This window comes from Priestia sp. P1_B12_1 (assembly GCF_056406695.1).
Map to the genome: position 1 here is coordinate 763,557 of NZ_JBFTZR010000002.1, position 25,161 is coordinate 788,717.

A 25,161-nucleotide genomic window follows, 5' to 3' on the forward strand; every position below is an offset into this window, starting at 1 on the left:
AGACGCTTGTAGCTACAAGCGTCTTTTTAGTATGATATAGCCGAAGACAAGAGCGGCTGCGAAAATTAAATGGCCAGCTGTCCAATAAAAAATCGCTACTGCATCATCCACCGCAGGCGTAGGCTTGAGCGCAAGCAGCGTCAACGGAAAATACAAAGGAATGGTTGGAAGTGTTAATAAAAAGGAACACAATACGATTTTTCGAATAGACATATTATTTAATTTACCTACTATGTAAACAAAAACGATCCCAATTGCAGCGGCAATGAGTAAATGAAAAACAAACTCTACCCATTCAGGCCATTGAATAGGGCCAATGATAGGAATAAAATCAACATTTAATAAAAGGGTATAAACTTGTTTGCCGGTTAGCCACTCTATCCATTTTAAACATAACCCAAGGATAATCCCGCTTAACATGCCAATACTTATTCCTAATCGGAGCACCTTACCAATCCTCCTCTGTCTTTTTCGACTCATATAGTTTAAAGTTACCAGTAGCTATGCGTTCTTTTGTTCGTTTTTCAATCCGTTCAGAACATTCATTGCACATATATGTATGGATAGGACGGTTGCGCAGTCGTTTTGCCACAAGCGTTTCATCCTCAATTGTTTCAATTTTATCGCACATGACACATTGTACTCTCATTTCTATCACCTCAACTTCTCTATACATCATTCTAGCCGAAAATTCTTGTTTTATAAAGTTTTTTTGCGGTGCTGTCTTTCAGTAGAAAAGAAACGATAGGAAAACATTCCTAAAGAAGCAGGTAATTTTGCTTGTTAGCTCGAAGATAGTAACTAGTAAGTACATAAACAGTAGGAGGGATGAAAATGGCCAACGAAGTCGAGACTCAACTAGTAGATGCATTATACGATGAGCTACAGACAGAAAGATTTGCAACCATTTCAACTATTGATTTTGAAACAAACGGTCCAAATGTTAGTGCCATTTCGTGGTTAGTAGCTCCGACTAAACAAAAAATTCGATTTGCCGTAGATGTCAAATCGAGGATTGTAGAAAACATTAAACATACGAATAAAGCAGTGGTAAATATTCTTGCTAATGAATCATGCTACTCAATCAGCGGAATAGCTGAGGTAGTGCAAGAAAAGTTAGAAGGAGTAGCTTTAAAGCTGACGCTAATTGAACTAGATATTAATGAAGTAAGAGACGTTATGTTCTATGGTTCTAAGATTTCAGTAAACCCTTCATATGAAAAGACCTATGATCCAGTAGCAGCTGCTAAACTCGATAGGCAAGTAATTGAAGCGATAAAAAAAGCTTAGCAGCAGCCTGCCGCTAAGCGACTTTCTTATTCGTTTTTTTGAAGATGATTATTAGATTGTTTTTCCTGCTCATTCTTTAAATTTTGCTCTTGTTTATTATTTAATTTTTGATTATTTGTATCTGTTGAGCTAGGATTTCGGCGGATTTCTTCTGCAAATTCAGGCATCACTCGGTTTACAATGGCTGCTAATTCATCTAAAAACCCTGTAACCGGACGACCTTTGCGAATTTCATTTCCAATTTGTTTTAGCCGAGCGACCGTATCAGGATCTGCAATAACAACAGAATTAGCGCCGTACGGATCAGCTTTCAGACCTTCGGCAACTGTATATTTGATGGAACTTACTTCTGAACGATCAATATCTTTGCCGACGTCAATGCCTACGATTGCATACTTACCGAGCACAATGGCAGTAGCATCATTTACATTCGGAACGCTTGAAGCCAGTTCAACTAAATGAGCTGATATTTCATTAGCAGTACGCTTGTGAGAGCGTTCAGGAGATGAATTTTTAACCTGTACAATTCGATCTGTTTTTTGCCCTTCTTCAACGTCTGCTTGGTTATTGTTGCAGCCGGTTAGTGTAATAAAACATAAGCTAATGGATAGAAAAAATTTGTTCATGTGGGAGACTCCTCCTTATGAATGACTCATTTTTTGTAGTAATTTGTATTTAGTTTCTAATAGTTCTTCTATCTTTATACACGTGTTCATATATTTAAAGAAAATGGTCCGTCCATTTAAGGTCACTTCACACATGTGCGTTACATAGTATATAAATGGATGGGTGCCTTGTTTCACTCCTTACAGGAAAAACAATCGGAGTAGGAGGCTGAATTATTGGGAAAAATTTATGTATTAGATACGAATGTTTTATTACAAGATCCGCATTCAATTTTTTCATTTGATGATAACGAAGTAGTGATTCCGGCCGTTGTGCTAGAAGAAGTTGATTCGAAAAAAAGAAATATGGATGAAGTCGGACGAAATGCAAGGCAGGTATCCAAACTCATTGATAACTTGAGACAACATGGAAAGTTATATGAGAAAATCCCTTTAGAAAATGGGGGCCATTTGCGAATTGAACTCAATCATCGCTCTTTTCAACAGCTTCAAGAAATCTTTGTGGAAAAAACAAATGATAATCGAATTTTAGCTGTTGCTAAAAATCTATCTCTTGAAGAGGAAACAAAAGAAGATGGACGTGAAGTGATACTAGTGAGTAAAGATGTGTTGGTACGTGTGAAGGCTGACGCAATCGGCTTAAGAGCAGAAGATTTTTTAAGTGATCGAGTAGTGGAGTTCAATAGTATTTATACAGGCTTTTCGGAAGTCTATATTGCAAAAGAACTGCTGAGTCAATTTTACGAAAAAGGAGAACTGCTAACGTCTCAAATTGCGAACCACTCCTTTTTTGCAAATCAATTCTTAGTGATGAAAGATGCATTTGGGGGATCCGGATCAGCAATCGGCATTGTCGATCAAACAACAACAAAAGTAAAAAAGCTTTTATTTGAATATGATCATATCTGGGGAATCAAACCTCGAAATGTTCAGCAAATTATGGCTTTAGAACTTCTTCTTAGAGACGACGTTCAACTGGTCACGTTAATTGGAAAGGCAGGTACGGGTAAAACGCTGCTTGCTTTAGCTTCAGGACTTATGCAGACGGAAGATCTAGGATGTTTTAAAAAGCTACTTGTAGCTCGTCCAATTGTTCCTTTAGGGAAAGATATTGGATTCTTGCCAGGAGAAAAGCAGGAGAAGCTTCGTCCATGGATGCAGCCAATTTACGATAACCTAGAGTACTTATTCAACACTAAAAAGCCTGGAGAACTGGATGCGATTCTAGCGGGGCTCAGTTCAATAGAAGTGGAAGCCTTGACGTATATAAGAGGCCGAAGCATTCCGGAACAGTTCATTATTATTGATGAAGCGCAAAATTTAACGAAGCATGAAATTAAAACAATTTTAACAAGGGTAGGGGAAAAGAGTAAAATTGTCCTTATGGGAGATCCGGCTCAAATTGATCATCCTTATTTAGATGAGTATAACAACGGATTAACGTACGTAGTCGAAAAGTTTAAAGAGCAAAAAGTATCGGGCCACGTTCGGTTAATCAAAGGAGAGCGCTCAGGACTGGCACAATTAGCAGCTGATATTCTTTAAAAGAAGCGGGGCGCTTCTTCTAATGAAAAAGAAATCAGCGCGTCTTTTGTTTTAAATGAAACGTTGGTAGCTTCTTCAGTAGGTGAAGCGTTAGCTAGAAAAGGTGCAAATAAAATGCCGAATGTCCCATTTACTAGCTCCTGTTTTTTGAATTTCTTTTCAGTTTTTAACGTAGGAGGAAAGACGGCTCCCTCTTGAATTTCACGGTCCCAATGCTTGGAAACAGCCTTTGTGTACGCTTCTGTCTCGTCTTTTTGCTCCGGTGGATGTTCAAAGAAAACGTCCATATCGAGCTTGCGGTCATCGAAAATCCACACGCTTGGGTCGAGTGTCAGCGTATATTTTACTTTTCCTTTTAACATAATAATTGAATTCATTATAAATGCCCCCTTGCTAAAAGTATAAGCGCTTTCTACTTATTTGTCACTTTGATGAAAAAATTTAGTTGAGAGTGATTCTCGTATGATATAATGTAAGGGTCAACGAAAGTGCGAAATTTCCTACATCTATGGTAACGGTTTTGAGAAAGTAACAGTATAAAAAAGACGGCCAGCCTCACGGACATGTTTATCCTTGCTTTTTTGGAGCATAGCCTTTAAAATTGAGAGATAGATTAGGTAATCGCTCGCGAACGGAGGGATTGAGTTTGACGCCTGAGACAATGATAGATCATCGTGAAAAAGCGTATGCGTTGTTAAAAGCTGATGCAGATAAGATTTTGCAATTAATTCAAGTTCAAATGGATAACTTAACAATGCCACAATGTCCTCTTTATGAAGAGGTTTTAGATACACAAATGTTTGGTTTATCAAGAGAAATTGATTTTGCAGTTCGTCTTGGTTTAATTGATGAACGTGTTGGAAAAACATTGCTAGACCGCCTCGAGCGTGAACTTTCTGCACTGCATGAAGCGTTTACAAAAAAATAAAAATCACGCGATCGAAACTCAAACTATATATAAACGTAGTTTGAGTTTTTTATTACAGGTGGTTGAAATTTCCTAATTTACTCAAATTTGTACATAAAAGATGAAACGAAACAGAAACACGTCATTTTTAAAGGAAGAGGGTTATGGTAAAAAAAATATTTAGGCATTTTGACTATTCAATTGTAATTCCAGTGCTGCTTCTTTGTGCGGTTGGACTAGTTATGGTTTACAGTTCAAGTATGATTGTAAGTATTACAAGATATCATACGTCAAGCGATTTCTTTTACAACAGACAAAAAATGTGGCTTGCTTTTACGCTTGTATTGTTCATTTTAACAATGCTAACACCTTACAAGCTGTATCCTAAAATACTGCCTTATGCGATTCTGGGCATTTTTGTACTGCTTTTGCTTGTGTTTGTAATGGGGCATACGAGTAACAATGCCCAAAGTTGGCTGCAGCTTGGCGGCGCAAACATGCAGCCGGCTGAGTATGCCAAGCTTGTTGTCATTTTATACTTATCGTATGTTTTGTCTAAAAGGCAAGAGTATATTGACAACATCAAAAAAGCTTTTTTTGGACCTATGGGTCTTGTATTTCTAATATTAGGCTTTGTAGCTATTCAGCCTGACCTTGGAACGGGATCAATTATTTTTGCTATTGCCGTTACCATTATGCTGTGTTCGGGAATCTCTAAAAAAACCTTTTTCCGCATGCTAGCACTAGGTCTCATTTTGCTTACGGTAATTATTACAATTGGGTTTTTTACAGGTCAGTTTACTGCCAATCGAATTGGCCGTTTTACCGGTGCATCAGATCCGTTTGCCAATGCTCAAGGAACTGGTTATCAGCTTGTTAATTCATATTTAGCAATAGGTACAGGAGGCTTAAAAGGCCTTGGTTTAGGAGAAAGTGTACAAAAGTATGGTTACCTTCCGGAGCCCCATACCGATTTCATTATGGCTATTATTGCAGAAGAATTAGGGTTCTTTGGAGTTATGCTCGTGCTGGGTCTTTTAGGCTTCTTAATTTTCAGGATTTTAATGCTGGCTAAAAAATCTCAGGATCCGTTTGCTAGCATGATTTGTATTGGAGTAGCCAGTATGATAGGTATTCAAACAGGCATTAACCTTGGAGGGCTTACGGGACTCATTCCGATTACCGGCGTCACGCTTCCGTTTATCAGTTACGGGGGGTCTTCGCTGCTAACGCTGATGGTATCTATGGGAATTATTGTAAATATTTCGTTTTTCGTAAATTATCAAAATAAAAAACAGAAAAATACGGAAAATATTGTGCTACATCCGAACAATACATCAACAACAAGCGATTGATTTTCGTGAAAAAATTGTGTAAAAAAAGCAAAAATTTATTGGAATTTTATCATTTTCCATTGATTTTTGCTTTTCTTTTATCTAATTTTGCTATATATTGAAGTTTATACGAAATTGAGAGGAGATTAGCAACATGAGTTTTGTAACTAAAAAAATCAAAAAAGTATTAGTAGCAAACCGAGGAGAAATTGCGATTCGTGTATTTCGAGCATGTACTGAACTGAATATTCGGACTGTTGCGATTTATTCTAAGGAAGACGCAGGTTCTTATCACCGTTACAAAGCGGATGAAGCCTATTTAGTAGGAGCGGAGAAAAAACCGATTGATGCTTATTTGGATATAGAAGGCATCATCGACATTGCTAAGTCTCATGATGTAGATGCTATTCACCCTGGCTATGGTTTTTTGTCAGAAAATATCCAATTTGCGAAACGTTGCGAAGAAGAAGGCATTATTTTTATTGGTCCAAAATCCAAGCATCTTGATATGTTTGGAGATAAAGTAAAAGCACGTCACCAGGCTATTCAAGCAGATATTCCCGTTATTCCTGGTACGGATGGTCCTATTGATTCAATTGACGAAGCAAAAGAATTTGCTAATCAGCATGGATATCCTCTAATGATCAAAGCTGCTTTGGGCGGAGGCGGTCGAGGCATGCGTATCGTTCGCGATGCAGACAGCCTAAGTGAATCTTATGACCGTGCCAAATCAGAAGCAAAAGCGGCTTTTGGTAATGATGAAGTGTATGTCGAGAAACTAGTTGAAAATCCAAAACATATTGAAGTGCAAATTTTAGGTGATGAACAAGGAAATGTTGTGCATCTTTATGAACGCGACTGTTCTGTGCAGCGTCGTCACCAAAAAGTGGTAGAAGTAGCACCAAGTGTTTCTATAGATGAAGACTTACGTCTCCGCATTTGTGAAGCAGCTGTGCAGCTGATGGAAAAAGTGCAGTACATAAATGCTGGTACAGTAGAATTTTTAGTATCAGGAAACGATTTTTATTTTATTGAAGTAAATCCACGTGTTCAAGTAGAGCACACAATTACTGAAATGATTACAGGTATCGATATCGTTCAATCGCAAATTTTAATTGCAGACGGCTATGCGCTTCACAGCAAGGAAGTATCCATTCCTGCACAAGATCAAATTCACGTACATGGATATGCGATTCAATCTCGTGTAACGACAGAAGATCCGTTAAACAATTTTATGCCGGATACGGGTAAGATTATGGCTTATCGTTCTGGTGGCGGTTTTGGCGTACGCTTAGATACGGGAAACAGCTTCCAAGGTGCTGTAATTACGCCTTATTATGATTCACTGTTAGTAAAAGTAACAACATGGGCATTAACATTCGATCAAGCCGCATCAAAAATGGTACGGAATTTAAAAGAATTTCGTATTCGTGGAATTAAAACAAATATTCCGTTTCTTGAAAATGTAGTGAAGCATGATAAGTTCTTAACAGGTGCTTATGATACATCATTTATTGACACAACGCCTGAACTTTTTGTTTTTCCGAAGCGAAAAGACCGCGGAACTAAAATGCTTACATACATTGGGAATGTTACGGTAAACGGATTCCCAGGTGTATCGGAAAAGAAAAAGCCGATCTTTACGAAACCGCGCGTTCCTAGTGTGGATATAAGCAAACCAATTCAAAACGGAACAAAGCAGATTTTAGATGAAAAAGGCGCTGAAGGGCTAGTAAATTGGGTGAAAGAACGCAAGGAAGTACTATTAACGGATACAACCTTCCGTGATGGCCATCAGTCTCTTTTAGCAACGCGTATTCGTACAAACGACTTAAGACAAGTAGCTAACCCAACTGCACGCTTGCTTCCAGATTTATTTTCTATGGAAATGTGGGGGGGAGCAACGTTTGATGTTGCTTATCGATTCTTAAAAGAAGATCCGTGGGATCGCTTGCTTACTTTACGTCAACAAGCGCCAAACGTTCTTTTCCAAATGCTTCTTCGCGCGTCAAATGCGGTTGGATATAAAAACTATCCTGATAATGTAATTAAGGAATTTGTTGAAAAATCAGCTTATGCAGGTATTGATGTTTTCCGTATCTTTGACAGCTTAAACTGGGTGCAAGGAATGACTCTTGCAATTGACTCTGTTCGTCAAACAGGAAAGATTGCAGAAGCAGCGATGTGTTATACAGGTGATATTTTAGATCCGACGCGCCGTAAGTATGATTTGGATTACTACAAGAACTTAGCAAAAGAGCTTGAGCAGTCTGGAGCACATATTCTGGGTATTAAAGATATGGCGGGTCTTTTAAAACCACAGGCAGCTTATGATTTAGTATCGGCTCTAAAAGAAACGGTTGAAATTCCAATCCACCTTCATACGCATGATACAAGCGGAAACGGTGTATACACGTATGCAAAAGCAATTGAAGCAGGCGTAGACATTGTAGACGTAGCCGTAAGCTCAATGGCAGGCTTAACGTCTCAGCCAAGTGCTAACTCTCTTTATTACGCATTAGAAGGTGCGGACCGCAGACCAAATCTGGATATTAAAAATCTAGAACAGCTTTCGTACTATTGGGAAGACGTGCGAAAATATTACCAAGACTTCGAAAGCGGCATGAACGCTCCTCATACGGAAGTGTACGAGCATGAAATGCCAGGCGGTCAATATAGCAACTTACAGCAACAAGCAAAAGCAGTTGGTTTAGGAAACCGCTGGGATGAAGTAAAAGATATGTATTCACGCGTGAATTTGTTATTTGGTGATATTGTAAAAGTTACGCCATCATCAAAAGTAGTTGGAGATATGGCATTGTTTATGGTCCAAAACAACTTGACAGAAGAAACGCTGTTTGAGCGCGGTGAAACGCTTGACTTCCCGGATTCAGTTATTGAATTGTTTGAAGGGTATTTAGGACAGCCTCACGGGGGATTCCCTAAAGAGCTTCAGCGCATCATTCTAAAAGGCAGAAAACCTATTACAGTTCGTCCTGGAGAACTGTTAGAAGATGTGGACTTTGATGCAGTGAAAGAAAAGCTGTTTAAAGACTTAAATCGTCAAGTAACGAGTTTTGATGCCATTGCTTATGCGCTGTATCCAAAAGTATTTATGGATTATCACAAAGCAGTCGAACAATACGGGGACATTTCTGTTCTTGATACCCCGACTTTCCTATACGGCATGCGTTTAGGAGAAGAGGTTGAAATTGAGATTGAAAAAGGAAAAACCTTAATTGTCCGCCTTGTATCCATTGGAGAACCGCAGGCAGACGGTACGCGAGCGGTATACTTTGAATTGAACGGTCAGCCTCGTGAAGTCGTGATTAAAGACGAAAGTGTCAAAACAACCGTTACGGCAAAACAAAAAGCCGACCAAGCAAATCCGGCCCACATCGGCGCTTCAATGCCTGGAACCGTTATTCGAGTAGTAGTAGAAAAAGGCGATAAAGTCTCAAAAGGTGATCACTTAATGATCACAGAAGCAATGAAAATGGAAACAACCGTGCAAGCACCATTTGACGGCGTGATTAAACAAGTACATGTGTCGAATGGAGATGGCATCCAGCCGGGAGATTTATTAATTGAATTAGAAAGCTAATCAAAAAAGGTACGAGCTCTGAGCTCGTACCTTTTTTGATCAATTATGTGTATGACGCGTTGCAAGTAAGGTTAAGTAGCTTAATACACCGAATAGGAAAGAGATAATTAAAGAATGAGCAAGCGCGAGCTCTAGCTGCAGACGTGTGACAACAACAAGCATACCGGAAACCGCCTGAAAAATAACTAGAACGAGAGCGGCTAACCATCCGTAAAAAATATTTTTTTGATGGCGATAATATTTAACTGCATGGATAAAGGCAGCTAATATCCATACAAACGTTAAAACAGCAGCGAATCGATGTCCCATTTGAATCCACTGATTCAAATCAACAGGTAGCCAACCGTTTCCGTTTGAACAAAATGGAACGTCTGGACAAGCCAAGCTAGCTTCTTTATGGCGAACAAGCGCGCCCGTGTACACAACGGCATACGTGTATAAGATAACCCCGTAAATGTGTTTTTTCATTTTAGAGCCTAGCTGTATATTAGTTGAGTCGAGCTTTTGATCCACTTCAAAGATAATAAGTGTTAACAGCAGCACAGAAGCAAACGAAATAAGGGAAATACCAAAATGAAGAGCAAGCACTGCGTCTGATTGCCCCCACATAACAGCGGCAGCTCCAATTAATGCTTGCAGTACTAGGAAGAAAAAAGAGATAAACGCTAAAGGTCTAACTTCTTTTATATGTCCTAGTGAAATCCATGCCCATACGCATAAAGCGAGCACAAGAAAGCCCGACACGCCAGAAACTAAGCGGTGGCTTAGTTCAACAACGGTTTCAAATGTTAAAGGGTCGGGAATGAGCTGTCCATTACACAGAGGCCAAGAATCTCCGCACCCGTCTGCTGAACCAGTTTTCGTGACAAGGGCACCGCCAAGCAGAATAAGTAACATGGCCATGCTCGTCACAACGGATAAAAATTTTAATCCAAGTCGCACAATAATCACCATCCTAAAAGCAAAGTAAGTAATATAACGAGCTAAACAATTTATCCTAATCTTTTTGTATATTAAACATAAATTTCATTTATTCTCCATAAACTTGATTGAATTTGTTATAATGGTAGAAAGTGTAAGGTTTGTTCATGAGTTTGACTCTGCAGATATGTAAAAGGTACCGTACAGAAAACTATTTTACTTGCACAAATATCTTTTAACAAGTGACAGGGACATGCATTTAGCTCATGACAAAAAAAATCCATATTTTTTTCATGAATTCTTCACAAAGTAACGGCAAAATATGGTTTAATAAACATGAGAAATAGATATTTCTCTACTATTTTATCGTTTACATGTGAAGCTTTTAAGTAGCTTTGGTGAGAGGAATATGACTTCTTTGTGAACAAAGAGGAGATTTTTGTAAAATTATGTTGAAAACGCCTTCATTGATAGACTCTTTATTTACTAGATAAAAGTCTGTGGATGAGTAAAGGAGGAAGCGCCATGGAAGATTCAAAAATGGTGGAAGATTCAACGCTTTCTGCATCGCCTAACACAGCTCATGTAAGCGAAAATAGTTCCGTTTGGTCAGATTTTTTAGCTACGATTAAAATTGGAATAGTCAACTCAAATTTCATCACCACCTTTACTGGTTTTTGGCTAGCTCTTTTCTTCAACGAACAACACTTCTTAGAAAACCTGGATAAAGCATTTTTTACTTTAATAGGTTCTTCACTTATCATCGCCGGTTCATGCAGTTTGAACAATTACATAGATCGTGACATTGACCCTCTAATGGAACGAACAAAGGGACGACCTACAGTGACAGGGAGTTTTGCACCTTTGACGGTCCTTGGGATTGGAATCGGTTTTACGTTAACCGGCTTGCTTATGCTACTAGTTGTTTCTTCCGTAGCCGCTCTCATCGGATTAGCAGGAATACTTACATATGTAGTTCTTTACACCATGTGGTCCAAAAGACTATACACAATTAATACAGTAATCGGAAGTATATCAGGCGCTGTTCCGCCTTTAATTGGATGGGCCGCTATCGATCCCAATTTACATGTAGTAGCTTGGGTATTATTTCTAATCATGTTTATTTGGCAGCCGCCTCATTTTCTAGCTCTTGCTATGCGAAGATGTGAAGAATACCGGGCAGCGGGAATCCCTATGTTGCCTGTTGTACACGGATTTGAGCTGACAAAACGACAGATTCTCATTTGGATTGCTTGTTTGTTGCCATTACCTCTTTATTTATACGAATTAGGCACTCCATTTCTAATTTTGGCCACTGTTTTAAACATAGGATGGCTATTTTTAGGATTTGCTCAATACAATAAACAAGAAGACACAAAGTGGGCTAGCATGATGTTTGTCTACTCACTAAACTATTTAACTATTTTATTTGTCTCAATGATTGTCGCAACGCTTTTTGCCTAGATAAAATCTTTCACTGAATGCGACACTGCACAAGGGGGATTTCTTCTACATGTAGAATTCATTATAGAAGGAATAAGTTTTATGCTCAAGAGGGCATAGATGAAATCACGTCAATGAAAGAGAGGTTGGGGAATGGTATGAAAAAATGGCGATTGAACTTTCGTGTTTTGTCGTTATTTACGCTGCTTGCATTCGTGTTATCGGCCTGTGGAAAACCGTTTTTGTCAACACTTAAACCTGCAGGTGAGGTAGCTGAAGAACAATATTCGCTTATGCTGCTTAGTACAGCCATCATGGTTTTAGTTATTATTGTTGTCACCATTATCTTTATATTTGTTATTCTGCGCTTTCGTCGTCGCAAAGGCGAAGAAAATGTGATTCCAAAGCAAGTAGAGGGGAGCAGAAAGTTAGAAATTATATGGACAGTGATTCCTATCTTGCTGCTGATTATTTTGACTGTTCCAACGGTCATCTCAACATTTAAGCTAGCGGATGTAAAAGGAATGAAGGACAAAGATGCTGTCGTAGTAAATGTGCGAGCTAACTTGTACTGGTGGGAATTTGAGTATCCTAATCAAAAAATTATTACATCGCAAGATCTAGTTGTTCCAACGGATAAAAAAGTCTACTTTAATATTAAAGCTTCCGACGTCAAGCACTCATTCTGGATTCCTTCAGTTGGAGGAAAGCTCGATGCTAACACAGAAAATGATAATAAATTCTGGCTAGTGTTTGATTCTGAAAAATCGAAGGAAGCTAACGGGGTTTTCTACGGAAAATGTGCTGAGCTTTGCGGTCCATCTCATTCTCTTATGGACTTTAAAGTACGGGCTGTATCAAGCGGTGAATTTGATACGTGGGCAAAAGATTTGAAAAAAGCAAAGCCTGATGTAGAAACAGCATCCGCAAAAGCTGGTCAAGAGGTCTTTAATGAAAGCTGTATCGGATGTCATGCTGTTGACGTTAAAGATAATCGTCCAGAGCAAGCCCGTCAAGCACCAAACTTAGCCGGTTTTTCTGAACGTGAGCGTGTAGCTGGAGTGCTTCCTCACAACAAGGAAAATATCAAAAAATGGTTAAAAGACCCTGAAAAAGTTAAGCCGGGTAATAAGATGAGTGGTACATATCCTGACTTAACAGATGAACAAGTGAATGAGCTAGCAGACTATTTAATGAGTTTAAAAGAAAAATAAACGTCCAGTCGTTTTTAAAAGGGGAGGTTTAGCGATGAGTACACTCAGTCAAAAGAAGGGTGTAGGTGGAACAATTTGGGACTTTATGACAACCGTTGACCATAAGAAAATCGCCATTCTTTATTTAATTGCCGGCGGTATCTTTTTTCTAGTCGGAGGAGTGGAAGCGCTATTTATACGTATTCAGCTGGCTATACCAAGCAATGACTTTGTCAGTGCAGGAACGTATAACGAAATTTTAACAATGCATGGAACAACAATGATTTTCTTAGCCGCAATGCCGCTTCTTTTTGCCATGATGAATGCAGTTGTTCCACTGCAAATTGGAGCTCGAGATGTAGCATTTCCATTTTTAAATTTGTTAGGTTTTTGGTTGTTTGCCTTTGGGGGACTCTTTTTAAATCTAAGCTGGTTTTTAGGAGGAGCACCTGATGCAGGTTGGACATCATATGCTTCGCTGTCTATTGCATCACCTGGTCACGGAATTGATTTTTATGCGATAGGTTTGCAGATTTCCGGAGCCGGGACATTGATTTCAGGTATCAACTTTCTCGTGACCATCATTAACATGAGGGCGCCAGGTATGACTTATATGCGTATGCCGCTGTTTACGTGGACGACGTTTGTTGCATCAGCTCTTATTTTGTTTGCGTTTCCAGCACTAACGGTTGGATTGTTTTTAATGATTTTTGACCGCTTATTCGGGGGAAACTTTTTTGACGCCACAATGGGTGGGAACACCATTATCTGGGAACATCTTTTCTGGATATTCGGTCATCCGGAAGTATATATTTTAATTCTTCCAGCGTTTGGTGTTTTCTCTGAAATTTTACCTACTTTTTCAAGAAAGAGATTATTCGGGTACTCGTCGATGGTTTTTGCCACCGTATTAATCGGATTTTTAGGGTTCATGGTGTGGGCTCACCACATGTTCACAACCGGACTTGGTCCAATTGCAAATGCCATTTTTGCTGTCGCTACGATGGCTATAGCCGTTCCAACTGGAATTAAAATTTTCAACTGGCTGTTTACGCTTTGGGGAGGAAGTATTGAGTTTACTTCTCCAATGCTGTATGCTGTCGCCTTTATTCCATCATTTGTTATCGGGGGAGTAACAGGAGTTATGGCAGCTGTAGCACCTGCAGATTATCAATTTCAAGATTCTTATTTTATCGTTGCTCACTTCCATTACGTTATCGTAGGCGGTGTCGTATACGCTATATTAGCAGGTGTCACATACTGGTGGCCAAAAATGTTTGGGAAGATGTTAGATGAAAAGTTAAGCAAAGCAACGTTTTGGCTCTTTTTGATTGGTTTCCATTTAACGTTCTTTATTCAGCATTTCTTAGGCCTAATGGGGATGCCTCGCCGCGTATGGACGTTCTTGCCTAATCAAGGTCTCGACCTTGGGAATGCAATCAGTTCATCAGGAGCTGCTTTCATGGCGGTTGCTACGCTCATTTTACTGGTTAATATTATAAAAACAACTGCCAAAGGACAAAAGGTAGGAGGAGACCCTTGGGGAGACGGACGTACATTAGAATGGGCTATTTCATCTCCGCCTCCAGAGTATAACTTTAAACAAACACCGCTTGTACGCGGGTTAGATGCATATTGGATTGAAAAAATGGCAGGAAATAAAGAAATGACGCCAGCCGAACCTCTTGGTGATATTCATATGCCAAACTCGTCGTTTATTCCATTTATGATATCGCTTGGAATGTTTATTGCAGGGATTGGCTTTTTGTATCGAAATGATCATGCGTGGGGAGATATTGTAGGGATTATCGGAATGATCGTCATGTTTTTATCGATGTTCTTCCGTTCATGGATTGATGATCACGGCTTTCATATTCACAAAGAAGACTTAGTTGATGATGACAAGGAGGCGAAGATGTAATGGAGACTGAACAAAAGCTAACTGCTGAAACTTTCCCTGCTTCGCCTGAAAAAGCAACGCTTGAAGGGAAAAATAAATTTACTGGCTTTTGGCTCTTTTTAGGCGGAGAGACGGTTTTGTTTGCTTCACTTTTTGCTACTTATTTAGCTTTACGTAATTCAACGATGTCAGGACCTAAGCCAGAAGAATTGTTTGATATTAAGCTTGTTTTTGCAGCCACCATGATTTTATTAACAAGTTCACTAACAAGCGTATATGCTATGTATCATATGAAAAATTTTGAATTTAAAAAGATGCAGCTATGGTTAGGCGTTACGTGGCTTTTAGGTTTAGCGTTTTTAGGGCTAGAAATTTATGAGTTCAGGCATTATGTTCATGAAGGCCATACGTTTACAAGCAGCGCATTCGGTTCTTCTTTCTACGCGCTGGTTGGGACACACGGAGCTCACGTAACGTTCGGATTGCTTTGGATTGGTTCTTTGATGATTCGAAATGCGAAGCGGGGGTTAAACTTATATAACGCTCCTAAATATTATGTCGCAAGTTTATACTGGCACTTTATCGATGTTGTGTGGGTCTTTATTTTCACGGTTGTATATTTAATGGGAATGGTGGGATAAGCTGATGACGACAAATCAATCAAACTCAGATAACCCAAGGCTCAATTTAGATTATCGTAAAAAAAGAAACGCAGAAGATATGAAGATGCAAGTTATTTCTTTTGCGATGATGTTGTTTCTAACGCTAATTGCTTTTTTTGCGGTTTATCAAGAGTTTAGCGGATGGTACATTATGCCGGTGATTGTGCTCTTGGCCGTTGTTCAAGTCATCTTTCAACTTTATTATTTCATGCATATGAACCACAAAGGACATACCATACCAGCATTTTTCTTGTATTCAGGCGTATTGGTAGCTCTTTTAACCATTTTAGCTTTTGTAACCATTATTTGGTGGTAAAGAGAAGGGCTGGCATGCGCCAGTCCTTTTCATCATCTGTAGAAGGAGGAATAGACGTTGATTAACAATTTGCAGATGTTTGGTTTTGAAGCACTTTGGAGTCCTTATTATTTTTTAACCATTTGTCTGGTGACCGTATTGTATTTTTTCATCGTTGGGAGATGGAGAGAGAATTTTATAGGAGCGGTGGCCGTAAACAGAAAAACAAAAGCGTATTTTGTTATTAGCATGGTTCTTTTATATATATGTAAAGGAGGACCTGTAGATTTACTAGGGCACTTTATGTTTAGTGCTCATATGACGCAAATGGCAATCGTTTACTTGATGATTCCTCCGCTTTTTATTTTAGGAATTCCGCCGTGGTTAGCTCGTTCTGTTATTTATGTAAGAGGGGTTAAACCTATTTTTAAATTCTTTACAAAGCCCTTAATTGCGCTACTGTTATTCAATGGGTTATTTTCTTTGTATCATATTCCGCTGCTTTTTGATTTTATTAAAACGGATATGATGCTCCACGGAATTGTGAGTGTTGTATTATTTATCGCTGCATTTTGCATGTGGTGGCCACTCGTTAATCAGCTAGAAGAAGAACAAACGCTAAGTTCTTTAAAAAAGCTTGGCTATATTTTTGCAGATGGCGTACTCCTTACTCCAGCGTGCGCGTTAATTATTTTTGCAAATCATTCTTTATATGCAACGTATACAGACTCAAGCGCTTGGGTACAAGCTCTTTCCCTTTGTGTACCGCCTTCTATGATTGCAAGTTTAGGACAGCTTGCTCCCGAGATGTTTAATACGCTGCCGCCCGTGGAAGATCAGCAGCTAGGCGGCGTTATTATGAAGATCATTCAAGAAATTGTGTATGGAACGGTTTTAGGCTTTATTTTTTTTCAGTGGGCTCGAAAAGAACGAGAGAAAGATACGTACATGCCTGATTTTAGTGAACGTCAAGATATAAAAGCAAAGGAGATTCCATCTACTCCTCCTTTGAATTAAAAAAAGCGCAGTGTAATTACTGCGCTTTTTCTAATTCTATAGCTGAACGGTTTCAAGCTGTGATTTGATTTGTGTTAATATCTTTTCACACTGTTCTACAAGGGATGGCGGAAAATATTCGCCGTCTCCATATTCTACACCGTGAGGATAATAATGTTTGCCCAGTAGAGGTGTCATAAGATGAATAACAGCATGCCTGCCCCCTACGTCGCCTGAAATAGCATGTCCTTGGACTCGCAAATAGAAGGTATCTCGCTGAAACTCGAATTTTCGATCGTACGTGACGCGTTCATAATCCCATTGTCCGGCGCGGACCAGACCAAATTGATGCATAATCTCATCTAATAAATCTAAATCAACCTTTAATGAATCAAATTTTGCATATTCAAATTTCATATGAACTCCCTCCCAAAACAGATATACCCCAATTAAATCATAAGCCGAATGGATAAAACTTGCAATATCTAATAAAGAAAAATGTAAACGTTATCTATTTTTATTTAAACGTTTTAAATACGAAAGTTTACTAAAAAGTTGGTCACACTATAAAACGAGCACACGATGTAAAGGAGGATAAAACAATGAAAACTGTACAAGAGGTAATGACAGCTGATACGGAAACATGCACCACGCTTGATAACGTATATGAAGTAGCAGTGAAAATGAAGGAATGGAATGTAGGAGCAATTCCAATTGTCGATAGAGATCAGCTAGTAGGAATGATTACAGATCGAGACTTAGTTATAAAAGGCATTGCAGAAAAGAAGCCGAATTCAAGTAAAGTAACGGATGTTATGAGTGAAGAGCTTATAACTATTACAGCGGAAGCCTCTGTAGAAGAAGCTTCTAAGCTTATGGCTCAACATCAAATCCGTCGTCTTCCCGTTGTGGAAAATCAAAAGCTAGTAGGGATTGTATCGCTAGGTGATTTATCAACGTTTCGCTATGCAAATGAACGTGCAGGAGAAGCGCTCTCAGACATTTCACAACAAACGCATTAAAAAGCGAAAGTCAACTGTTTGCAGTATACTCGTAAATAGTTGGCTTTTTCTTTTGTTTCCTTCATACCGATAGCTATTTTTTTTTGAATGCATGTATAATAGAGATAAAAATAAGTTAAACAGGTAAAGAAAACAGGTGTAAGGAGAGGAAGAAAAGCTGAAAAAAGTTATTTTTATTCTCGTATTAATAGTGGCATTTGTATACGCGGAGGATTATTTACCTCAGCTAGAAAAATATCTAACGGGTCAAAATAGTGAGCAAAACCAAACGGATTCCAAAAGTCAGCCCACACAAGAAGTGGCTTCTTATGAAAAACAAAGTGAAAATATGATGAGACTCATTGGAGATCATTCAGAACAGTTAATTGGAATGCTTGGAGAGCCGGATCGTATTGATTCTTCTGCATATGGCTATGACTGGTGGATTTACAAAAAGAATCGTCAAACGTATGCGCAGGTAGGAGTAGAAAATAATCAAGTCGTATCTGTATACGTCATTGGCTCAAAAACAAATACAGATCCTTTTGAGATTGGTGAGAAGCGAGAGGAAGTAGAAAAAAGAGTTTCACTTCCATCCGAACTCACGCTTCAAAAAGACGGAAATGAATACCGATTTCGTCTGAGTGAAGAGGATATGAAAATGCGTCCCATTATTAAATATGGAGATGTATACGTCCAACTATATTTTGATCAGTTCCTTAATACAATCTCAAGTATTCGAATTATGGACATGGACACGCTATTAAAACAGCGTCCATACGAAATTGTTTATCGCGGCGAGCTTCCCACAGCTCCGTCATTGACATCGGAGGAGTGGAAAAGTGTCCAAGAAGGAGAAGAGCAGCAAATTATCGATATTACAAATGTAATTCGAGACCGGTTTCAGCTGTCACCTTTAGCTTGGGACGAAGCCACTGCCGGAGTAGCTTATTTACACAGCAAAGAAATGAGCGACTTAAACTATTTCTCTCACGTTTCACCAGCACAAGGTGATTTAGGCAACCGTCTGCAAAAAGGTGATGTAGTATACCATATCGCGGGCGAAAATATTGCCTCGAATTATCAGGATGGAATCGCTGCTGTTGAAGGGTGGCTTAATAGTGAGGGACATCGTAAGGCTTTACTCAATAAAGAGTTTACGCGTCTTGGTGTAGGTGTATATGAGAAATATTATACGCAAAACTTTATCACTCCCATGAATGAATAGTAAGTTTAAAACTTCCTTTTGAAAATAGGTCTACTCTTGTCCTCTTTCTCATAAGTTTTAGTAGAGGTTAGAGGAGGGACGAGAATGAAAGGAAGAATAGTAGGAATATTGCTCGTACTTTTCTTTGCATATACGACTACTGTACATGCAGCTGAAGGGCCGTGGGAAAAGCTTGATAACTTATCTGATCAAACGCTATCGCTTGTAGAGCAAAAGGAGTATAAAGCAGCCCAACATTTGTTCAGAAACTTTTCGAATGAATTTACCAGTCTCAATACAGCTTCTTTGGGCGTATCGGCCGAAGATATACGTATTTTAACTCTTTGTTATGAACAGGTAGAAAGGTCTCTTTTATCTTCTGATTCCAGTGATGAAGAACGTCTTCAAAAAGCTACTCAATTTCGATTATTAGTCGATGCGCTGCACAGCAAGCATCAGCCTATGTGGACTGAGCTTGAAGGCAGTATGCTAGCAACATTTAAAGAGATGCGAAATGAAGCGGTAAAAGGAGAACAAGCGGCTTATGAAGCGCAGCTTAAGCAATTTTTGAAGGAATATGATATGATCTTACCGAGCGCGCAGGTAGACGTGTCGTCTCCCTACGTACAGCGTGTGAGCGCGGACGTTCACTTTTTACAAACTGAAGGAACGCTAAGTGAGATTAACGATGAGCAGTTTAACCAAATGGAACAAAACTTGAAAGATTTTTTTGAACAAGTAAAAGAAAATCGTACAGACCCGTCTTTTATTTGGGTTACAATTACCACCGGAAGTATTATTATTGCTACACTTTTTTATGTAGGAGCGCGAAAATATTTCGCTGATCAGAAAAGAAAGTCAGCTAGAGGGCGTAATGATTGACGTAAAAGCGCAGAATTGTCTAAAATAAAAGAGTAGTCAAACACATAATGAAAGGTGTGGGTAAATGAGCTTTTTGATTTATTTTCTCATTATTATCCTTGTGCCAATTTGGGCACAGTTTAAGGTGAGAAGTGCTTACAAAAAATATTCACAAGTAAGCAACTCATCAGGAATGACAGGCGCAGAAGTAGCAAGAAAAATTTTGGATGAAAACGGGTTGTACAACGTTCACGTAGAGCCTGTAGGCGGATTTTTATCAGATCACTATGATCCTCGTTCAAAAGTCATTCGTTTGTCAGAAGACAACTATTACGGAACGTCTGTCGCAGGCGCTGCCGTTGCGGCTCACGAAGTGGGACACGCGATTCAAGACAAAGAAAACTATTCGTTTTTACGTCTTCGCCACTCGCTTGTGCCGGTGGCAAGCCTTGGATCAAACGCTTCTTGGATTTTAATTATGATTGGAATTATCGCGTCGATTAAGCCGTTGCTATTGTTAGGTATTATCTTCATGGCAGCAGCGGTCGTATTCCAAGTTGTAACACTGCCTGTTGAATTTAACGCTTCAAGCCGAGCGATGACGCAAATCGTCTCAGTCGGAGCGATTCGAAATGACGAAGAGCGCGAAACGCGCAAAGTGCTTAACGCAGCGGCTTTAACATACGTAGCAGCTGCAGCAGTAGCAGTTCTTGAGCTGGTTCGTTTAATCATGATTTATACAGGAATGAATAACGACGACTAATAAAAAAATACCGCATTAGCGGTATTTTTTTATCTTTCAAGCGGTTTTTTATTTTCATCAAGGGTAAAGCCTTCGCCTAAGACATCATGAACATCCGTAACTGCAACGAATGCGTGTGGATCTACAGAAGTAATAACTTGCTTTAAACGGAAAATTTCATTTTTACTAACCACGCAGTATAGCACGTTGGTATCTTGCTTAGAAAAAGAACCTTGGCCTTTTAAAATCGTCACGCCTCGATCCATTTCTTTCATAATTTTATCCGATATGGCTTCGTTATGATTTGAAATGATCGTTGCTCCTTTAGCGGCATACGCGCCGTCTTGCATAAAGTCAATAACCCGTGCAGCGACAAAGACTGCAACAAGTGTGTACATAGCTTCTCGGTAGGATAAATAAATGAGAGATGCACTAATCACAATAAAGTCAAAAAGAAACATCGTTTTCCCCATATTCCACCCGATATATTTTTGAACAACACGTGCGATGATATCGACTCCTCCAGTTGTTCCTCCAAACCTGAAAATAATGCCAAGGCCCACTCCAATAAAAACACCGGCAAAAAGAGCTGCTAGAGTCATATCATGACGCAGGGGCATATTCACCGGGAAGCGCTGGAATATCCATAAAAATAGCGATAAGCTGACGACTCCGAGCATGGTATAAATAAATGCTGTTCTCCCTAATAGTTTCCACCCTACAAAAAACAAAGGAATATTTAACACTAAGTTAGAATAAGAAGGATCAATGTTAAATAAGAAAAATAAAAGCAGGGTAATGCCTGTGAATCCACCTTCAGCTAAATTGTTTTGCATGTTAAAATTAACAAGTCCAAACGCAAATATGGCAGCACCAAGCAGTATAAAAATAATATTTTTAAATCTGAGACCTTTCATACTTACAAACCTCCTATGACCGTTTTTGCACTACCTTATCATAAAGGAATATATTTCATTTCGTAAATAACTATCGAAAAGATTTTTGAAAATAGTAAAAAGTGATGATGTTTCTTCTAGTGCTATGTATTAGTAGTATCCTCAATTCGTAAAATATAGACAGATTTTTGAGAATTAAGGGAAACGTGAGGAATATTGTGAAAGAGCATCTGACAAAGGCTTGGTAAGAAGAAGTAATTACACTAAATAATTTGAAGTAAAGATGTTATAATAGTAAGCTGAGTGTACTTCTAAAAGAGGTGAAATAAAAAGATGTCAAAAAAAACGATGGAGCAAATGCAGCAAGAAGTTGATGCATATATTAGCCAATTTAAAGAAGGATATTTTAGTCCTCTTGCTATGCTTGCGCGAATGTCGGAAGAAGTGGGCGAATTATCGCGCGAAATTAACCACTATTATGGTGAAAAGCCGAAGAAAACGACTGAAGCAGAACGTACGGTCGAAGAAGAAATGGGCGACATTTTATTTGTATTAATTTGCTTTGCAAATTCATTAAATATTGATTTACAAGAAGCGCATGATCGCGTTATGAATAAATTTAATACGCGTGACAAAGATCGCTGGACGAAAAAAGAAGACTAAGGAGAGAAAAACAATGGACAAAATTCGAATTGTACTTGCAGGACCAAGAGGTCGTATGGGAAAAGAAGCTGTATTATTAATAGAAGAAACAGAGCATTTTGAATTAGTAGCAGCGGTAGATCGTATCAATGAAGGAAAATACATAAGTGATATTGAAGGAATGCCAAATGTAGAAGCGCCAATCTACACGGATATTGAAAAATGTTTTGAAGACGTTAAGGCAGATGTTTTAGTTGATTTGACAACACCTGAAATTGGGCGCGTTCATACTAAAACAGCCCTAACATATGGAGTAAGACCTGTTGTAGGAACAACTGGCTTTTCAGAAGAAGATTTAAAAGAATTAAAGCAGCTTGCTGAAGAGAAGGAACTTGGCTGTATCATTGCACCTAATTTTGCGATTGGCGCTATTTTAATGATGAAGTTTTCACAAATGGCAGCTAAATACTTTGATGATGTTGAAATTATTGAAATGCATCACGATCAAAAGTTAGATGCACCATCAGGAACAGGCTTAAAAACAGCGGAGCTTATCAGTGAAGTTCGTGAAGCAAAAAAACAAGGTCATCCTGAGGAAAAAGAATTGCTAGAGGGCGCACGCGGTGCAGATTATGAAGGAATCCGCCTACATAGCGTACGTTTGCCGGGACTGATTGCTCACCAAGAAGTGATGTTCGGAGGATTTGGACAAACATTAAAAATCCGTCATGATTCATACAACCGTGCTTCTTTTATGTCAGGTGTGAAGCTAGCTGTTGACACAGTTATGAACGTAGACACACTTGTATATGGGTTAGAAAATATTATTGACTAAGGAGCGAGAAAAATGAAAATCGCCTTAATTGCACATGATAAAAAGAAAAATGATATGGTACAATTCACAACAGCCTATCAAGCGATTTTACAGGAACATTCGCTGTTCGCAACAGGAACAACAGGAACGCGTATTTCAGAAGCAACAGGTTTGAAGGTTCACCGCTTTCAATCAGGACCTCTTGGAGGAGATCAGGAGATAGGAGCTTTAATTGCTCAAAATGAAATGGATATGGTTATTTTTTTCCGCGATCCATTAACAGCTCAGCCTCATGAACCTGATATTTCAGCTCTGATGCGTCTCTGTGACGTCTATGCGGTTCCTCTTGCAACGAATATGGGAACAGCAGAGATTTTAATTCATGGACTTGAACGAGGCGATTTGCATTGGCGTTCAATTATAAAAAAATAGGGTGAAGATAATGAAAGAAACAATAGATATCCTTGCCTTTGGTGCTCATGCCGATGATGTAGAAATCGGCATGGGTGGAACCATTGCAAGAATGAGTGAACAAGGTTTGAAGGTAGTTATTTGCGATTTGACGCAAGCTGAACTTTCTTCAAATGGAACGGTTGAAATTCGAAAACAAGAAGCGTCCAAAGCTGCTGATGTCTTAGGTGTTCATGAGCGAATTCATCTGCATTTGCCAGACAGAGGTTTGGTTTTAAAGGCAGAGTATATAGCTGAAATTGCATCAGTTATTCGCACGTATCAACCAAGGATTATATTTGCTCCTTACTTCGAAGATCGTCATCCTGATCATGGAAATTGTGCAAGGCTTGTAGAAGAGGCTATGTTTTCCGCTGGCGTTAAAAATTATATCGATTATAAAAAGCAAAAAGCTCATCGTGCTGAGTCTCTTTATTTCTATATGATAAATGGATTTCATAAGCCAGATTTTATTGTAGATGTATCAAGCACGTTTCAAAAGAAAGTAGCTAGTCTAGAGGCTTATGAAAGTCAATTTATAAAAACAGCAGATACGTTTGATACGCCGCTGGTAAACGGATATATTGAAACGGTAGAGAGCAGAGAGCGATTATTTGGCAAAGAAGTCGGGGTAGCATACGGTGAAGGTTTTTTATCTAAAAAACCGATTTTGATGTACGACGATTTAGTAGGTGGAAAATAAATGAAGTTAAAAATTGGTATTACATGTTATGCTTCCGTTGGAGGTTCAGGAGTGGTAGCAACGGAGCTAGGGAAGCTGCTGGCTGAAAAGGGGCACGAAATTCATTTTATTTCCTCTAGCATGCCTTTTAGATTGACGAAAGTATATCCAAATATTTATTTTCACGAAGTAGATGTAAATCAGTACTCCGTCTTTAAATACCCTCCGTATGATCTTGCTTTATCCAGTAAAATGGCTGAAGTGGCTAAAAGAGAAAAGCTTGACATTATTCATACGCACTATGCAATCCCCCACGCCGTTTGCGGGATTTTAGCTAAACAAATGGTGGAGCACGAAGTGAAAATTGTGACGACTCTTCATGGGACAGATATTACGGTTCTAGGAGAGGATCCGTCGTTAAAAGATTTAATTAAATTTGGAATTGAGAAATCAGATGCAGTGACGGCTGTATCTCAGTCACTTGTTGATCAAACTCACCATTTAATTAGTCCAGATAAAGAAATTGAAACGATGTATAATTTTATTGATGAACGAGTTTATCATAAAAAAGAAGTTCAGTATTTAAAAGCGGAGTATGGCATATTAGAAAATGAAAAAGTCGTTATTCATATTTCAAACTTTCGTCAAGTCAAACGAGTTACAGATATAGTCAAAACATTTGCTATTATTAATAAAAAGCTTCAGTCTAAGCTGCTGCTTGTAGGAGACGGCCCTGAAATGACGGTTGTGTCTCAATTAGTAAGAGAGCTAAATCTTCAAGATTCTGTGTTATTTCTTGGGAAACAAGAAAATGTAGCAGAATTATATTCGATTAGCGATTTAAAATTGTTATTATCTGAAAAAGAGAGCTTTGGGCTTGTACTTTTAGAAGCTATGGCTTGCGGTGTTCCATGCATCGGAACAAATACAGGCGGAATTCCTGAAGTAATTGAACACGAAAAAACAGGATATATTTGCGAAGTGGGAGACGTCGAAGAGGCAGCGAGCAAAGCAATTCAGCTACTTGAAAATGAACAGCTGCATCACCAAATGAGGGAAGCGTCTCTAAGCGCAGTTAATCATAAATTTCATTCAACAGAGATTGTGAGTCAATATGAAAAACTTTATTATAAATTGGTACAGGGTTGAA

At 38.8% G+C, this 25,161-nt stretch carries 27 protein-coding genes; 20 read left to right on the forward strand and 7 right to left on the reverse strand.

Translation table 11 applies throughout. From position 1 onward, the window contains the following. Positions 1-12: 12 nt before the first annotated feature. Together AC1D0Y_RS09325 and AC1D0Y_RS09330 are read right to left on the reverse strand one after the other, a co-directional pair. Positions 13-447: a hypothetical protein gene (locus tag AC1D0Y_RS09325; RefSeq protein WP_050690670.1), complete on the reverse strand. Its 435-nt coding sequence runs from the start codon at positions 445-447 to the stop codon at positions 13-15. Position 448: 1 nt separating this feature from the next. Continuing rightward, the gene (locus AC1D0Y_RS09330; RefSeq protein ID WP_013056069.1) at positions 449-649 is read right to left on the reverse strand and encodes a YlaI family protein; all 201 of its coding nucleotides are present in this window, start codon (positions 647-649) and stop codon (positions 449-451) included. A 185-nt stretch (positions 650-834) separates the two neighbouring features. Between AC1D0Y_RS09330 and AC1D0Y_RS09335 the strand changes: the two genes are divergently transcribed. Next, on the forward strand, positions 835-1,290 hold the full coding sequence (locus AC1D0Y_RS09335) for a pyridoxamine 5'-phosphate oxidase family protein (RefSeq protein WP_028407949.1): 456 nt from the start codon (positions 835-837) through the stop codon (positions 1,288-1,290). A gap of 26 nt (positions 1,291-1,316) precedes the next feature. Here AC1D0Y_RS09335 and AC1D0Y_RS09340 read toward each other — a convergent pair whose 3' ends face one another. Continuing rightward, positions 1,317-1,916: a YhcN/YlaJ family sporulation lipoprotein gene (locus tag AC1D0Y_RS09340; RefSeq protein ID WP_013056071.1), complete on the reverse strand. Its 600-nt coding sequence runs from the start codon at positions 1,914-1,916 to the stop codon at positions 1,317-1,319. Positions 1,917-2,132: 216 nt separating this feature from the next. On the opposite strand from AC1D0Y_RS09340, the gene AC1D0Y_RS09345 reads away from it, so the two are divergent. Beyond that, positions 2,133-3,461 (forward strand): PhoH family protein, encoded by a 1,329-nt coding sequence (locus tag AC1D0Y_RS09345; protein WP_013056072.1) that lies wholly within the window; start codon positions 2,133-2,135, stop codon positions 3,459-3,461. Here the strand turns inward: AC1D0Y_RS09345 and AC1D0Y_RS09350 are convergent. Continuing rightward, positions 3,458-3,838 carry a peptidyl-prolyl cis-trans isomerase gene (locus AC1D0Y_RS09350; RefSeq protein WP_477707518.1) on the reverse strand — a complete coding sequence of 127 codons (381 nt, stop codon included), beginning with the start codon at positions 3,836-3,838 and terminating at the stop codon, positions 3,458-3,460. The genes AC1D0Y_RS09345 and AC1D0Y_RS09350 overlap by 4 nt on opposite strands. Positions 3,839-4,122: 284 nt before the next feature. On the opposite strand from AC1D0Y_RS09350, the gene AC1D0Y_RS09355 reads away from it, so the two are divergent. The 3 genes from AC1D0Y_RS09355 to pyc all read left to right on the forward strand — a co-directional run bounded on the left by AC1D0Y_RS09355 (position 4,123) and on the right by pyc (position 9,306). Beyond that, positions 4,123-4,389 (forward strand): Fpa/YlaN family protein, encoded by a 267-nt coding sequence (locus tag AC1D0Y_RS09355; protein ID WP_370506486.1) that lies wholly within the window; start codon positions 4,123-4,125, stop codon positions 4,387-4,389. A 143-nt stretch (positions 4,390-4,532) separates the two neighbouring features. Further along, positions 4,533-5,723 carry an FtsW/RodA/SpoVE family cell cycle protein gene (locus AC1D0Y_RS09360; protein ID WP_028407951.1) on the forward strand — a complete coding sequence of 397 codons (1,191 nt, stop codon included), beginning with the start codon at positions 4,533-4,535 and terminating at the stop codon, positions 5,721-5,723. Positions 5,724-5,856: 133 nt separating this feature from the next. Then, positions 5,857-9,306, forward strand: a complete 3,450-nt coding sequence (pyc, locus tag AC1D0Y_RS09365; protein ID WP_477707519.1) for a pyruvate carboxylase — start codon at positions 5,857-5,859, stop codon at positions 9,304-9,306. Positions 9,307-9,345: 39 nt separating this feature from the next. Here pyc and AC1D0Y_RS09370 read toward each other — a convergent pair whose 3' ends face one another. Next, on the reverse strand, positions 9,346-10,248 hold the full coding sequence (locus AC1D0Y_RS09370; RefSeq protein WP_098332291.1) for a COX15/CtaA family protein: 903 nt from the start codon (positions 10,246-10,248) through the stop codon (positions 9,346-9,348). Positions 10,249-10,752: 504 nt separating this feature from the next. Between AC1D0Y_RS09370 and cyoE the strand changes: the two genes are divergently transcribed. From cyoE to ctaG, 6 genes are all read left to right on the forward strand, one after another. After that, entirely contained in the window at positions 10,753-11,691 is a 939-nt protein-coding gene (cyoE, locus tag AC1D0Y_RS09375; protein ID WP_060745783.1) for a heme o synthase, read from the forward strand. 137 nt (positions 11,692-11,828) lie between these two features. After that, positions 11,829-12,884, forward strand: a complete 1,056-nt coding sequence (gene coxB, locus AC1D0Y_RS09380; RefSeq protein WP_028407955.1) for a cytochrome c oxidase subunit II — start codon at positions 11,829-11,831, stop codon at positions 12,882-12,884. A gap of 34 nt (positions 12,885-12,918) precedes the next feature. Next, positions 12,919-14,784, forward strand: a complete 1,866-nt coding sequence (gene ctaD / locus AC1D0Y_RS09385; RefSeq protein WP_013082312.1) for a cytochrome c oxidase subunit I — start codon at positions 12,919-12,921, stop codon at positions 14,782-14,784. Then, complete coding sequence (ctaE, locus tag AC1D0Y_RS09390; RefSeq protein ID WP_013056081.1) at positions 14,784-15,404, forward strand: cytochrome c oxidase subunit III; 621 nt, start codon at positions 14,784-14,786, stop codon at positions 15,402-15,404. The genes ctaD and ctaE overlap by 1 nt, the downstream gene beginning before the upstream one ends. A 4-nt stretch (positions 15,405-15,408) precedes the next feature. Then, complete coding sequence (gene ctaF, locus AC1D0Y_RS09395; RefSeq protein WP_028407956.1) at positions 15,409-15,741, forward strand: cytochrome c oxidase subunit IVB; 333 nt, start codon at positions 15,409-15,411, stop codon at positions 15,739-15,741. A 57-nt stretch (positions 15,742-15,798) separates the two neighbouring features. Further along, positions 15,799-16,737, forward strand: coding sequence for a cytochrome c oxidase assembly factor CtaG (gene ctaG / locus AC1D0Y_RS09400; RefSeq protein WP_063611553.1), 939 nt, complete (start codon positions 15,799-15,801; stop codon positions 16,735-16,737). 36 nt (positions 16,738-16,773) lie between these two features. On the opposite strand, the gene AC1D0Y_RS09405 is transcribed toward ctaG, so the two are convergent. Further along, complete coding sequence (locus tag AC1D0Y_RS09405; protein WP_013056084.1) at positions 16,774-17,133, reverse strand: YugN family protein; 360 nt, start codon at positions 17,131-17,133, stop codon at positions 16,774-16,776. A gap of 185 nt (positions 17,134-17,318) precedes the next feature. On the opposite strand from AC1D0Y_RS09405, the gene AC1D0Y_RS09410 reads away from it, so the two are divergent. The 4 genes from AC1D0Y_RS09410 (at position 17,319) to AC1D0Y_RS09425 (ending at position 20,548) form a co-directional block, all read left to right on the forward strand. Beyond that, on the forward strand, positions 17,319-17,738 hold the full coding sequence (locus AC1D0Y_RS09410) for a CBS domain-containing protein (RefSeq protein ID WP_013056085.1): 420 nt from the start codon (positions 17,319-17,321) through the stop codon (positions 17,736-17,738). A 190-nt stretch (positions 17,739-17,928) separates the two neighbouring features. Next, the gene (locus AC1D0Y_RS09415; RefSeq protein WP_477707520.1) at positions 17,929-18,945 is read left to right on the forward strand and encodes a CAP domain-containing protein; all 1,017 of its coding nucleotides are present in this window, start codon (positions 17,929-17,931) and stop codon (positions 18,943-18,945) included. A gap of 84 nt (positions 18,946-19,029) precedes the next feature. Further along, positions 19,030-19,806: a sporulation protein YpjB gene (locus tag AC1D0Y_RS09420; protein ID WP_060745785.1), complete on the forward strand. Its 777-nt coding sequence runs from the start codon at positions 19,030-19,032 to the stop codon at positions 19,804-19,806. Between the two features lie 64 nt (positions 19,807-19,870). Beyond that, the gene (locus tag AC1D0Y_RS09425; RefSeq protein ID WP_013056088.1) at positions 19,871-20,548 is read left to right on the forward strand and encodes a zinc metallopeptidase; all 678 of its coding nucleotides are present in this window, start codon (positions 19,871-19,873) and stop codon (positions 20,546-20,548) included. A gap of 29 nt (positions 20,549-20,577) precedes the next feature. On the opposite strand, the gene AC1D0Y_RS09430 is transcribed toward AC1D0Y_RS09425, so the two are convergent. Beyond that, positions 20,578-21,444, reverse strand: a complete 867-nt coding sequence (locus tag AC1D0Y_RS09430; RefSeq protein WP_013056089.1) for a YitT family protein — start codon at positions 21,442-21,444, stop codon at positions 20,578-20,580. A gap of 312 nt (positions 21,445-21,756) precedes the next feature. Here AC1D0Y_RS09430 and AC1D0Y_RS09435 point away from each other — a divergent pair, with 312 nt between their 5' ends. The 5 genes from AC1D0Y_RS09435 to bshA are packed head-to-tail and all read left to right on the forward strand — an operon-like array spanning position 21,757 to position 25,160. Then, positions 21,757-22,086, forward strand: a complete 330-nt coding sequence (locus AC1D0Y_RS09435) for a nucleotide pyrophosphohydrolase (protein WP_013056090.1) — start codon at positions 21,757-21,759, stop codon at positions 22,084-22,086. 13 nt (positions 22,087-22,099) lie between these two features. After that, entirely contained in the window at positions 22,100-22,900 is an 801-nt protein-coding gene (gene dapB, locus AC1D0Y_RS09440; protein WP_060745786.1) for a 4-hydroxy-tetrahydrodipicolinate reductase, read from the forward strand. 12 nt (positions 22,901-22,912) lie between these two features. Beyond that, complete coding sequence (mgsA, locus tag AC1D0Y_RS09445) at positions 22,913-23,311, forward strand: methylglyoxal synthase (protein WP_013056092.1); 399 nt, start codon at positions 22,913-22,915, stop codon at positions 23,309-23,311. A gap of 10 nt (positions 23,312-23,321) precedes the next feature. Beyond that, positions 23,322-24,032 (forward strand): bacillithiol biosynthesis deacetylase BshB1, encoded by a 711-nt coding sequence (gene bshB1 / locus AC1D0Y_RS09450; protein ID WP_102813967.1) that lies wholly within the window; start codon positions 23,322-23,324, stop codon positions 24,030-24,032. Then, entirely contained in the window at positions 24,033-25,160 is a 1,128-nt protein-coding gene (gene bshA, locus AC1D0Y_RS09455; RefSeq protein ID WP_028407960.1) for an N-acetyl-alpha-D-glucosaminyl L-malate synthase BshA, read from the forward strand. It begins immediately after the preceding gene. Position 25,161: the final 1 nt, after the last annotated feature.